The sequence below is a fragment of the Vibrio sp. EJY3 genome (assembly GCF_000241385.1).
Taxonomy (GTDB): Bacteria; Pseudomonadota; Gammaproteobacteria; order Enterobacterales; family Vibrionaceae; genus Vibrio; species Vibrio natriegens.
Window position 1 is genome coordinate 520,374 of the sequence record NC_016614.1, and the last position, 14,405, is coordinate 534,778.

At 49.2% G+C, this 14,405-nt stretch carries 4 protein-coding genes; all 4 read left to right on the top strand.

Going from position 1 to position 14,405, the window contains the following annotated elements; translation table 11 throughout:
* Positions 1 to 19 precede the first annotated feature (19 nt).
* From VEJY3_RS18295 to VEJY3_RS25635, 4 genes are read left to right on the top strand one after another with little or no spacing between them, the layout of a single operon-like run.
* On the top strand, positions 20 to 1,672 hold the full coding sequence (locus tag VEJY3_RS18295; RefSeq protein WP_014233900.1) for an ABC transporter transmembrane domain-containing protein: 1,653 nt from the start codon (positions 20 to 22) through the stop codon (positions 1,670 to 1,672).
* Positions 1,672 to 3,756 (top strand): peptidase domain-containing ABC transporter, encoded by a 2,085-nt coding sequence (locus VEJY3_RS18300; RefSeq protein WP_014233901.1) that lies wholly within the window; start codon positions 1,672 to 1,674, stop codon positions 3,754 to 3,756. The genes VEJY3_RS18295 and VEJY3_RS18300 overlap by 1 nt, the downstream gene beginning before the upstream one ends.
* Complete coding sequence (locus VEJY3_RS18305) at positions 3,749 to 5,074, top strand: HlyD family type I secretion periplasmic adaptor subunit (RefSeq protein ID WP_014233902.1); 1,326 nt, start codon at positions 3,749 to 3,751, stop codon at positions 5,072 to 5,074. The genes VEJY3_RS18300 and VEJY3_RS18305 overlap by 8 nt, the downstream gene beginning before the upstream one ends.
* Before the next feature lie 12 nt (positions 5,075 to 5,086).
* Positions 5,087 to 14,218 carry a VCBS domain-containing protein gene (locus VEJY3_RS25635; RefSeq protein ID WP_014235121.1) on the top strand — a complete coding sequence of 3,044 codons (9,132 nt, stop codon included), beginning with the start codon at positions 5,087 to 5,089 and terminating at the stop codon, positions 14,216 to 14,218.
* The last annotated feature ends 187 nt before the right edge of the window (positions 14,219 to 14,405 follow it).

Genomic DNA, 14,405 nt, shown 5'->3' on the forward strand with positions numbered 1-14,405 from the left:
GGAAGCCGGGGCTTAGTTGATGCGAGCACAGATTCAGTCTTTGACAAAGAATAAGAACTTCAACGAATTACTTTTTTCTTCAATCTTTATTAACCTGCTGTCTCTTGCGTTGCCTTTCAGCATGCTGCAAATCTACGACAGGATCTTACCGAATGAAGCGTATGGTACAGCAAATGTGTTGTTGTTGGGTGTTGCGGTTGCGATTCTTCTCGAGGTGATATTGCGCTATGTCAGAAGTTGGTTTCTTGCTTCTGCGGCTGCCAACTACGAGTTTGATGTCACTGCAAAACTGATAACGCGATTGTTAAAAGCCGATTACCAGTATTTGCAGTCGTTGGGTTCTGGAAAAATATTAAGTGGCTTAAAAAGTGTCTCTAGCGTGCGTGACCTCTATTCAGGGCAGGCTGCGATAGCCTTTATGGATATTCCCTTCACCTTACTATTTTTGGCATTGATTGCTTATATTGGTGGCTGGGTGGTTTTGGTTCCTGTCGTGGTGTGGTGTATCGCTGGGCTATGGGTTTGGCGAGTAAGTAACAAGTTATTGGAGGTGACTCAGGAACTCGCAGTCACGGAAAGTGAACGCACGCGCATTCTCGTTTTGGTCCTGTCAGGCGTTGCAACGGTAAAAGCGCTCGCGTTAGAAGCACGAATGACATACCGATATAAAGACGTTAACCACGAGAATCTGAAAAAACAAAACGAGGTTGACTGGCAAGCGGCGAAACTTCAAGAGCTAATTCAAGGTGCCTCGTTAGGCACAACGTTAGCGCTTGTTATTGTCGGGTGTTTGGCGGTATTGGATGGCCAAATGACCACCGGTGGTTTGGCTGCATGCTCGATCTTGGCTGGGAGATCGGTCGCACCGCTCAGTGCTTTGGGTAGTCTGCGAGCTAAATTAGTGACGGCACGCGCAGCCAGTCAGGACATTGAAGATTTAATCAATGCACCTCAAGAGCAATTTACCACGCAAACCGTATATCAGAGCAAACTGCCATCGGGGCCAATATCATTTACTAACGTAAGTGTGAGTAAAGTTGGCGCGTCACTTTCCGACATTAACTTGAATATCCCTTCAGGCTCCATCACCGTTGTTAATTCTAACCCCATGAGTTATGCCAGTTTGTTGTTAAGCTCACTGGGCGCTTACCATCAGCCAGAGCAAGGAACTATAGCGATCGCAGGTGTACCACTTTACGAGCACGATGAGTTCGAATTTCGTCAGTCAGTTAGCTATGTCGCGCCATGGGGAACGCTGTTTCATGGGACCGTGTTGGAGAACATGACTTTCTTTCGTCATGAAAGTGAACCGTATGCTATGGAGTTGGCCGATCGGTTGGGACTGTCTGACACTATCAGCCAACTTCCTTACGGCTTTCAAACGCCAATAGGGCGGCATGATAACGCTAGCCTGAATAAAGGGGCGATTAAGCTTATTTCTTTGATTCGGGCACTGTCTCAGAAGCCTTCTATTCTCTTACTGGATGAACCAATGGTATCGATGGATGCTGATTCACAGTCAAGATTGTTGTCATTACTCAATGAAAAGCGAGGAGACATGACGATCATTATTGCGTCCTATTTTGATGAAGTGATAGCGCTCAGCGACAGTCAAATTAGTCTATCGATTGAAGGTCGGTTGTCGTCAAAGCAAGTTACGGGAGAGAGCTAATGTCGATAGAAGATCGTTCAATAATCGGAATGAAGCCGGTGATGGCAACGTTTTTTGATCAACTTGGACTGCACGCGCAAGCCAGGAGCATACAAAAAGGTCATGTGGCCAATGATCTCAGCTATCTAGATACCTATGTTTTATTCAAAAAGCACCAACTGGATGTCACCGTTCACTCTTGCATTGCGACAAAATTAAAAGACTCGGTTTATCCGTTTATTTGGGTAGATGACTCGGGCAGTGCTGAGATTGTTCGCTGGCGTCAAAATCAGTGGCAAAAGCTTGACGAAAATAAGCAATGGCAAAGTTTAGATGGGGAACCAGAAAGCGGTTTTGTGTTTATCGTTAATGCGTTACCGATGGAAGGAAACAAAACTCAGCGTTTTCTGGCTCATTTTCGTAAGAAGGTGAAATGGTATCGTCCTATTTTCTGGTTAAGTCTTTTGTCTGGGCTAACGGGTTTAGCCATTCCTCTATTTACTATGGCTGTTTATGATCGCGTTATCGGAGGTCATGCACCGCAGATTCTACCCAACATTGCTTTCGGTGCGGTGTTGGCATTGATCATTATGGTTGGCAGCCGATTTTTCCGTGCACGGTTGATCGCAGGGGTGAGTAATCGGTTTGCAAGAGATTTATCTGCGTTAACTTTTAACCGATTATTAAGCATGCCACTGGCGGTATTGAGCCGAGTAGGGTTGGCCAGTCACATCAGCCGTATTCGGAATTCAGAAAATGTGCGTAAGGTTATTTCCGGCCCTTCTGGATCAGGTCTGGTGGATTTGCCGTTCACGTTGATACCACTGCTAGCCATCACATTATTAAGCGGTTGGTTAGTGCTTGTGCCTATCGCGATGTTGCTGATTTTCTATTTTATTTTAAAAGGGTTAGAGCGGTATGTAAAAGCAGCCTCGCCAACGATCAGCAGTGATTATCAAGGTAGCTTCAACGAAATATCACAGTGCATTCTTAATCTGAAAATAGCGGGCGAATCCCAAGGTTGGTATCAGCATTTCATGCGTAGGGCCAAAGAAAACAGCCAGCAAAACTTTCTCTATTCTAAACGTAACGGACTAAATACTGCCGTCGCGCATGGGATGGGGCTGACTACCGTATTGGTATCAGTATTTACGGGCATTTTTCTGGTGCTGAATCAGCAGATGTCGCCAGGTGCTTTGATCGCGACCACTATGCTGATTTGGCGTGTTACCGGACCTGCTCAGTTGGCGTTTGCCTCGCGCCAGAAGTTTGCCATGGTCAAAGGCACTATCGCACAGTTTGATCGTTTGATGGAGGTTCCAACAGAGTTTCATTCGTTGAGGCTTGAGTCTCCGGAAACACATCAGCCTCCTTCGGTTTCATTTAAGCATGTGACTTTGCGATACGGTGCAGAAAGTGAACCTGCGTTGTCAGGGGTAACATTCGATGTAGAACCTGGTGAGCTGGTGGCTGTCATCGGCCCGAATGGTTGCGGTAAAACTTCTCTCTTACTATCGGCACTCGGTGTTCTGGAAGGTCAGGTGGGTTATGTGTCTATCAACGGCAAAAACACCAAACAGTATGACCCAGAAGCGCTTCGTCGTTGGGCTGCCTATAGCCCAACTCACGCAGATATTATCCCCGGTTCATTAGCCCAAAACCTCAGGGTCGCGAATCCAGACGCATCTGATGATGAAATTCGAGAGGCCTTACATGCCGCAGGGGCGACCTCGCTCTTGCAAGCTATCGGAGATGATATTGATACCGAGATATTCCATCGTGGTGAAAATGTCTTTTCTGCGGTTGAAAGCTCCTACGTCGGGCTTGCCGTTGCACTGCTGAAAAATTCACCTTTTTTAGTGTTGGATGAACCTATTGCCAATCGAAACCCATATGCAAAAAGAGCGTTTAAACAGACATTGATGAAGCGTCGAGGACACGCAACAATTTTGTTTAGCAGTCATGACAAAGAACTGATCGAACTCGCAGACAAAGTGATCATTTTAGACAAAGGCAGTTTGGTGTATTGCGGACCAATTATTAAGCAAGCTGAACCGTCACAACAATCAGAACAGGTAACTGCAGGGGTAGCACAGCATGGATGATAAGCAACTGTCGAATCGTTACTTACCAGAACATGAATTTACAGAAGCCATCGAAGCGCCAATGGAAAAACGCCTGATTAAACAGGTGATGTGGTTTGTTGTTGGTTCGGTATTTTTAGTCTTGCTTTGGTCAGTGTTTGCCGACATAGAAGAAATCGCCAAGGCGAAAGGACAAGTTGTTCCTTTGGGTCACAAGCAGGTCATTCAAAGCCAGTCAGGAGGAACATTGGCATCGGTTTTAGTTACTGAAGGCGACTTGGTCAGCAAGGGCGATGTGATCGCGAGTTTTGTGTCGGTCGACAGCCAAGCAGTAGAAGAAGAGCTACTCGGTCAACAAGCTAACCTTCGGTTACGAATCGAACGGTACAACGCTTTTATCGAAGGGCGACCAGCGGATTTTTCCTCTTATGAATTGACGTACCCTGCATTAGTCGAGCAACACCAGAAAAGTCTGGCGAGGATGAACAAAGAGCGTGAAGCGATTATGCAGTTATCTGAGTCCGAGATTGCGAAATCGAACGCAGAACTGTCGAGCATCGATTTGGAAATCCCGCCGCTTCAAGACCAGATCAACTCATCCCGCGAATCATTGCGATTAATGAACTCACCGAGGGGCGTTCAGGCCGTATCGAAATTGACCATCTCGGAAACCCAGCAGAAATTGGATGCGTATTTACGTGAGTTAAAAAGTCTCGAAGGTAGGAGAACGGTACTGGAGAGGAACATTGATAACCAGCGCCGTCAATTTGAACAGCGGGAAGCGACGCTGTTTAAAGAAGTGGGTGAAAAGCGTGCAGATGCGCATTCAGAGTTAATTGGCGTGACCGCGAGACTGAAATCTTCCGATCTGCAAATCCAGCAAGATACGGTGATGTCTCCGGTTGATGGCATTATTCAGTCGATACCGAATACGTCATCTGGGAGTGTAATCCAGCCGGGAGGCACAGTAGCCGTGGTGGTGCCGACGACTCCAACTGCCTTACTGGAAGCTAAGTTGTCACCTCGAGATATTGGCTTTGTGACGGTAGGGCAACCAGCCAAAATCAAAATCGATGCGTTTGACTACAGCCGCTATGGCGCAATAGATGGGGTTGTTGAACGGATTTCGCCGACCACTGACGCCGATGAAAAAGGTGGGGTTTACTACAAAGTCCGGATTGCGATTGAGAAGCCATACTTTGGCGCAGAGCCAGGCAAGCTAAACTTATTACCAGGTATGACTGGCGAAGCTGACATCGTCACCGGAGAAAAAACCATCTTCCAATATTTATGGAAGCCCGTATTTACCAACATGAGAGAAGCTTTTGGCGAACGTTAATAGAGGTGAGTTATGAGTAAGGACAACAAAACACCCCCTTCGCAAGACACCAAATCGGAGTCTAAGAACGAAGAGCAGAAAAAGCGTGAAGCCAAAGCGAAAAAGAGAGCTCAGGAACAAGACAGTCAAGTAGCTAAACTCCGTGCTAAAGAGTTTCGTCGTTCTGGCTCAGAGCGTGGTTTCAATAAAGATTTGGTTGCAGATAAATCATGGCATACCGCGAGTGGTTTAGCTCATACGGAGCATCAGCAAGGAGAAGGGGACAAAGAGTCAGAAGCCCTTCCAGTCTCTGACACTGAGCCTTCTCAAACTTCAGTGTCACCCTCTGAAAAGATGGCGAAAACTCGCGCCGAAGTGAGCGATGATACGGGTGAGAATGAGAAATCCCAAAGCACGCAAGATTACCGAGGTGGCCATCATTTGGTGGCAGCCTCTTCTCATACTGATTCGGGTACCTACACGCCATTGTCAAATATATCAGGTGTGTCCAAAATAATTGCTCCTGCTCTTCTACCAGTGTTTAAACATTTAGCAGAGCACCATACGAATGATATTGACGCACTCTCACACCCCACAACCACCACTTCTTCGCAAAATCACTCGGAACAACTCGAAAGTACTTCTCATCCTTTACACATAGTCTCTTCGATGCGCCACGCTGTGGTAAAAGAAGACACCAGTCAGGATCAAGTTGCTGGACATTTAACAACAAGTGGTGATGGTAGTCAGTCTGTTATCTGGTCAGTGGAAAACAAGGGCGGCCATTATGGTGAATTAACTCTGGATAGTCACAGTGGAGAGTGGGTTTATCACCTTGATAACCAACTGGCTACAACCAATGCGCTTGCAGAAGGTGAGCATAAGACAGAACAGTTTGTTGTTGTCGCAACAGATAACCATGGCAAAACACTTTCAACGGTAATTAGCGTCGAAGTAGATGGCAGTAATGACCGACCAGTGATCTCTGGGGTTCATAGTGGCAGCGTAAATGAGCATGGTGTGATAGATGAAGCTGTCGGTCATTTGATAGCCGTTGATCCTGACCATGGTGACAGTGTGACGTGGGGTGTCGTTCAACCAAAGGGCAGCTTCGGTGAACTGTATATTGATGCAAGTAGTGGTGAATGGCGTTATCAGCTTGATAATCAGGCTCCTTCAACAGCGGCGCTTGCTGATAGGCAAGTAGCGACAGAAACCTTTTTAGTTACGGCGACGGACTCCTCCGGTGTACCAGTGGAGCAAACAGTGACGATATCGGTACATGGAACGAATCAGAGTGCGACAGTATCAGGTATTTTTACCGGCTCGGTTACAGAAGATCTTGTATCACCTTCCGGACATTTAGAGGCTCAGGGGCAGTTGTCTGTTATCGATCCTGACTCTGGTGAGAATGCATTTACCCCTGAAATACTAACGGGTAAGTATGGTCAAATTGATATTGATGCTCACGGACATTGGGTTTATACCGCTGATAATAACAACGCCACGATACAAAGTTTAAAGGGTGGAGAGCAGCTCAAAGAAGTTTTATACGTCCATACGATTGATGGAACTTCACAAGCTATTTCCATCACGGTGTCTGGAACCAATGACAAAGCGGTGATCAGTGGCGTAACGACCGGCACACTGAAAGAAGATGTTATCACTGACTATCAAGGTAAATTAGATGTTATTGATACAGATGCCGGGCAATCTGGGTTTGTCGAGCAGCCAAACACACAAGGCCAGTACGGTGTATTCACTATTGATAGTGATGGCTTGTGGCATTACACACTAAATAATCAAGATTCGAAAGTTCAGGGGTTGAACGAAGGCCAACAGTTAACAGAAACCTTTACGGTTAAAACGTTGGATGGAACTAGCCGCGAAATACAGGTCAATATCCAAGGCACCGACGAAACTTCATCGAGTTCACATACCACTACTACACAACAAGTAGGTGGAGGAAATCCAACGACCCAAGCACCGAACACGGTAACGCCAACATTCGCACACGGTTCCAATGTTCCTCATCAACCGGACAGTAACGTCAACCATGCTCCGATAATTTCCTCAACTTCTACTGTCGCTGTAGATGAGGATGGCAAAATCGCTCAAGGGCAAATTCACGCCAGTGATGCTGATACCGGAGACCAATTGCATTTCTCAGCCGGACAAGTGGATGGCTTTACCCTCAATGCGGATGGCAGTTGGTCATTCGACCCAAGCCACAGTGCCTATCAGCACCTGGCTCAGGGGCAAACTGAGACACTGACCATCCCGGTCACAGTGACAGATACGGCAGGCGCGACGGATGTTCAGAACTTAGTCATTACCGTGAATGGTACCAATGATGGCGCTCGGATGGGAGGGGTGTCGCAGCACATGGTTTCAGAAGATATAGATGTGAACCATGGAGAGCTGATAGCCAATGGCCGCCTGGTCGTGCTGGATGTAGACAGTGGCGAATCGCATATTACTGCGCAAAGCGTGACGGGTCAGTATGGCCGTTTCATTATTGATGAGCAGGGGCATTGGACCTACAGCGCAGACAACAGCAACCCAGCGATACAAGCATTGGGCCAGAACGGTCAGGGGGAAATCGTTGAGCGTTTCACAGTCAGCTCAACGGATGGCAGTGCCAGCCGTGATGTAGTGGTACGCATTGTGGGCACAAACGATGGCCCGGTGGTTTCGCATGCCTTGACCAATGAGGTCGCCACAGAAGATACCGCGTTCAGTTTTACTGTGCCGAGTGACACGTTCACCGACATCGACATCGGCGACACCATGACACTGTCCACTGGTAACTTACCGACGTGGCTGCATTTTGATGCATCCACCGGAACGTTTAGCGGCACGCCAACCAACAGCGATGTGGGCAGTAATCAAGTCACGGTGACGGCGACAGACGATCACGGTGCTCAGGTGTCGACCACCTTTGATTTAACTGTCAACAATGTCAATGACGCGCCAACCCTAACCCCGATCGCGTCGATTTCTGTCGATGAAGATGGTCAGCAAGCAACAGGGCAACTCATTGCTACCGACCCGGATGTGGGCGATACGCTGATCTATTCGATTAGCCCGGTGTCCGGTCTGACGTTCAACCCAGATGGAAGCTGGGTGTTTGACCCAACGGATGCGGCCTATCAATCGTTGCCAGCAGGACAAAGTCAGACATTGACTATCCCGGTCACGGTGACGGATGCGGCGGGTGCGACCGATGTTCAGAACTTAGTCATTACTGTGAATGGCACCAATGATGGCGCTCGGATGGGGGGAAATTTACAGTACGTGCTGGCAGAAGACCAAGATGCAATCCATGGTGAGCTGACTGCTAATGGTCACGTGGTCGTGCTGGATGTAGATAGGGGTGAATCGCATATTACCGCGCAAAGCGTGACGGGTCAGTATGGCCGTTTCAGTATTGATGAGCAGGGTCATTGGACCTACACCGCCGACAACAGCAACCCAGCGATTCAGGCGCTGGGCCAGAATGGTCAGGGGGAAATCGTCGAGCGTTTCACAGTCAGCTCGGCGGATGGCAGTATCAGTCGTGATGTTGCTGTACGCATTATGGGTACTAACGATGGCCCGGTGGTCTCGCATGCCTTGACCAATGAGGTCGCCACTGAAGATACCGCGTTCAGTTTTACTGTGCCATCAGATACGTTCACCGATATCGATATCGGCGATACGCTGACCCTGTCCACTGGTAGCCTTCCGACGTGGCTGCATTTTGATGCCTCGACGGGCACATTCAGCGGTACACCGACTAATAGCGATGTGGGCAGCACGCCAGTCACGGTGACGGCGACAGACAATCACGGCGCTCAGGTGTCTACCACCTTTGATTTAACCGTTAACAATGTCAATGATGCGCCAACCCTAACCCCGATAGCGTCAGTTTCCGTCGACGAGGACGGCCAGCAAGCGTCCGGTCAATTCATCGCGACTGACCCGGATGTGGGTGATACGCTGAGCTATTCGATTGCCAGTCCGGTGTCCGGTCTGACGTTCAACGCAGATGGGAGCTGGGTGTTTGACCCTACCGATGCCGCCTATCAATCGTTGCCAGCAGGACAAAGCCAGACTCTTACTATCCCGGTCACAGTGACAGATACGGCAGGCGCGACGGATGTTCAGAACTTAGTCATTACCGTGAATGGCACCAATGATGGCGCTCGGATGGGAGGGGTGTCGCAGCACATGGTTTCAGAAGATATAGATGTGAACCATGGAGAGCTGATAGCCAATGGCAGCTTGGTCGTGCTGGATGTAGACAGTGGCGAATCGCATATTACGGCGCAAAGCGTGACGGGTCAGTATGGCCGTTTCATTATTGATGAGCAGGGCCATTGGACCTACAGCGCAGACAACAGCAACCCAGTGATACAAGCATTGGGCCAGAACGGTCAGGGGGAAATCGTTGAGCGTTTCACGGTCAGTTCAACGGATGGCAGTGCCAGCCGTGATGTAGTGGTACGCATTGTGGGCACAAACGATGGCCCGGTGGTTTCGCATGCCTTGACCAATGAGGTCGCCACAGAAGATACCGCGTTCAGTTTTACTGTGCCGAGTGACACGTTCACCGACATCGACATCGGCGACACCATGACACTGTCAACAGGCACATTACCAGCCTGGTTGCATTTTGATGCATCCACCGGAACTTTTAGCGGCACGCCAACCAACAGTGATGTGGGCAGTGTGCCGATTAGCGTGACTGCCACGGACTCGCAAGGGGCGAGTGTCACCACGCAATTTAACCTCACTGTCAATAACACCAACGATGCACCGGTGATGACCCCGATAGCGTCGGTTTCTGTCGACGAAGACGGCCAGAAAGCGTCCGGTCAACTTATCGCCACCGACCCGGATGTGGGCGATACACTGAGCTATTCAATTGCCAATCCGGTATCCGGCCTGACGTTCAATGCAGATGGGAGCTGGGTGTTTGACCCAAGCGATGCCGCCTATCAATCGTTGCCAGCAGGACAAAGCCAGACTCTTACTATCCCTGTCACGGTGACGGATGCGGCAGGTGCGACCGATGTGCAGAATTTAGTCATTACCGTGAATGGTACCAATGATGGCGCAGTCATATCTGGCGCTGGAGCGCAGCTGAAAGAAGACTCGGCGGTCTCAGCATCGGGTGAGTTGCAAGCCAGTGGACAACTGACGGTTCAGGATGTAGACAGCGGTGAAGCCGCATTCACGCCGACCACGGATGTCACCAGTGATTCGGGTTATGGTCATTTCTCACTTAGTATCGACGGGCAGTGGCAGTATCACGCTGATAATAATCAGCCCGCTATCCAACAACTGGCTGCGGGTGAGCCATTAACAGACTCCATCACTGTCACCAGTGTCGATGGCACCCCGCACACCATTAGTGTGACGATTGAAGGGACGAATGACGCCCCAATCGTGACGCACTCCATCGCTAGCCAGCAAGTCGATGAAGACAGCGCTTTGCAGTTCACGCTGCCAAGTGACACCTTTGGTGATATCGACATTGGCGAAACGCTGACCCTGTCCACTGGTGGCTTACCAACCTGGCTGCACTTTGATCCTGCGACAGGCACTTTTAGCGGTACGCCAACCAACAGCGATGTGGGCAGCGTCCCGATTAGCGTGACTGCCACGGACTCGCAAGGGGCGAGTGTCACCACGCAATTTAATCTCACCGTCAATAACACCAACGATGCACCGGTGATGACCCCGATCGCGTCGGTTTCCGTCGACGAAGATGGTCAGCAAGCGACCGGTCAACTCATTGCGACCGATCCGGATGTGGGCGATACGCTGAGCTATTCAATTGCCAATCCGGTGTCCGGTCTGACGTTCAACGCGGACGGCAGCTGGGTGTTTGACCCAACGGATGCAGCCTATCAATCGTTGCCAGCAGGACAAAGTCAGACGCTGACCATTCCGGTCGCAGTGACAGATAAGGCAGGCGCGACGGATGTGCAGAACTTAGTCATTACCGTGAATGGCACCAACGATGGCGCAGTCATATCTGGTTCTGGAGCGCAGTTGAAAGAAGACTCGGTGGTCTCAGCATCGGGTGAGTTGCAAGCCAGTGGGCAACTGACGGTTCAGGATGTAGACAGCGGTGAAGCTGCATTCACACCGATCACAGATGTCATCAGTGATTCGGGTTATGGTCATTTCTCACTTAGTACCGACGGGCAGTGGCAGTATCACGCTGATAACAATCAGCCCGCTATCCAACAACTGGCGGCGGGTGAGCCATTAACGGATTCCATCACCGTCACCACTGTCGATGGCACTACGCACACCGTCAGCGTGACGATAGAGGGGACGAACGATGCGCCAATCGTGGCGCACAGCGTTGCGTCTCAACAAATCGATGAAGACAGCGCGTTCCAGTTCACGCTGCCAACTGACACCTTTGGTGATATTGACCACGGCGATACCTTGACGCTCTCCACTGGTAGCTTACCAACCTGGCTGCACTTTGATGCAGCGACTGGCACCTTTAGCGGCACGCCAACCAACAGCGATGTGGGCAGCACACCAGTCACGGTGACGGCGACCGACGATCACGGTGCTCAGATATCGACCACCTTTGATTTAACCGTCAACAATGTCAATGATGCGCCAACGCTGACTCCGATCGCGTCAGTTTCTGTCGACGAGGACGGCCAGCAAGCGTCTGGTCAACTCATTGCGACCGACCCGGATGTGGGTGATACGTTGAGCTATTCGATTGCCAGTCCGGTGTCCGGTCTGACGTTCAATCCTGACGGTAGCTGGGTGTTTGATCCAACGGATGCAGCCTATCAATCGTTGCCAGCAGCACAAAGCCAGACTCTTACTATCCCGGTCACGGTGACGGACAATGCGGGTGCTACTGATACACAAGATTTGACTATTATAGTGACTGGGACAAATGACGTCCCGACACTGACAGTTCATACCCAAGGTATGACTACGGGAACACTCGTCGAAAACGATGTAGACAACTCAGATACTCATACGTTTGGCGTCAGCCAGCCTTCTGGTCTATTTGGGGACTTAGCACTAAACCCTCAGACTGGTGCGTATGTGTATACACAGCATACAACAGTCACAGGTATGACTTACCAAGCCTCCAGTCAGACATACAGCGGTCAAGATACGTTCGAAGTTCAAGTTTCAGATAACCACGGCGGTACTGAGACTAAATATCTTACCTTTGATGTTAGTGGTACGCTTTCTGCTCCAGTCGCAGGCACAACACAGCCAACGATTCAGACACAGGTACTCGCACCGCCAGTCCTAACCACTACGGTGACGAACTCTCACGTTGTTACACCGTCACTGACTAATGCAGTCACACTACAGCTTGACGTAACCAGCGATAGTGGCGTGTCTGATCAGGACCATATCACAAATGATGACACGCCAACCATTGTGGGTACTACCTCGATACCGTTCTCTGCAGTCACTATTTCTGAAAATGGTGTTGTAGTGGCGAATGCACTGTCAGATGGCAGTGGTCACTATCAGGTTACATTGCCACAGCTTCCTGAATCGACTCATCAGTTGGTCGCTTCAGCGGTTGATCCTTCGGGTAGTGGTACCGGACAGTCAAGCGTTCTGGATATTGAAATCGACACGACGCCCCCTCCGGTATCCATCAAGCTCGATCCGATTACTTCAGATGATGTACTTAATCATAGTGAGCTGAGTAGTGTTGTCTCTGTCGGTGGTTCAGTAGGGAGTGAAGTCTCTCCCGGTTCTGTCGTGACATTAGATATTGGAGGCTCTAGCTACAATGCTGTGGTCGATACAAATCACCGTTTTGCCGTTGATGTTCCGGGAGGAGTATTAGGAGCAAATAGTGAAATTGTCGCTAGTGTCTCATCAGAAGATATTGCTGGCAATAAATCCACGGTAACTGATACGCATCAGTATGGCGTTGATGATTCAGCTTCCATAGATATAGACCTTATAAGTGGAGATAACATGTTGGATCCCACTGAACATCACGAGGATCTTGTTGTTTCGGGCACAGTAAATGGTGTCGAAGATGGACAAATCGTTAACATATCATTGGGCGGACAAGACTATCAGGCCACAGTTGTAAATCAACAATGGAGTACGACTGTCGATGCGACAGATATTAGTGCTCTTCCCGGTGGATTGAATAGCGTGATTGCAACCGTGGTTGATCAAGCTGGTAATTCTGCTTCCTCGACGAGTCCATTATTTATACCGGATACAACGAACCCTGTACCTTCGATGTCATTCCTAAAACCACCAACTCCAACAGGTGGGGGAGGTATCGGTTCCCATATATCTGGCGATTTAGTTGTCCCCCCATTGTTACAGCAGTTAATGCCAACTCAGCAAGGAGGAGGCTGGGCAATATCTGATGGTCAAGGCCATACGATGACAAGCCTAAAAGGCCAGTACGGAACACTGACGATAGACCCGAACACAGGTCATGTCGAATATATATACAGCGACGCACCAGTACCCGGCGATAAAACGGCAGGCGGTACACATTGGGCCGGGCAAACCTCTTCTGAAGAACATCATGACCTCTTCCAGATTGTGTATCATGATGTTCATGCTTCGAATGTGGACGTAAAGGTCAATTTAGATGTTACCTACGTGCATGGGCATAGTGGTCACAATCAGGAATCGACCCATCTGGTTGATATGACCGTGACCTCTGCATCCGGTGTTAGTCCTGCGCCCCCAGCGTCTCAGCATGATGAGGTAGGGACAGATATCGAACCGGTGGCTGAATTTACCGTTTTGCTGTCGGATGATGTGACAGGAGCTGATTACGCTAGTCAATCGGATAGTCCATTGCACAAGGCTTTACCAGCCGATGATCAAACACGTCCTGTCGATCATTATCTCAATATGGTTGGATTGTCACCGAGTGAAGTGGCCCCTGCAGCAGAAACTAAACTTGATCATTATCTGCACAGCAGTACTCAGTTAGTCGATGACTTATCTGATGTAAATCCAGTACCAAATCATGATGCCGACCTTTCCGACGCGTTAGTGCATGACCATGATAAAGATTTGGCGAAAGCCCATGATAAGGGGTTAGAAGAAACGCCAGATAATCATGATCATCATAGTGATGATGACCTGTTAAATTCAGGGCTCAATGACATGCATAACCAAATTTAGAAAGAAGTCTGCTTGAGACTAAAAGAGCCGCAATGTGCGGCTCTTTTTATATTTAATTCATCCCATACTGCCTGTAATTAAAAACACTGCGACTTGATACTTGAGAACCTAAAGATAGTGGTGGAATGAGCCATGGCTGCACTATGTGATCTCGCCAAGAGTTACTTCGTTTTACATTTTTATGTAA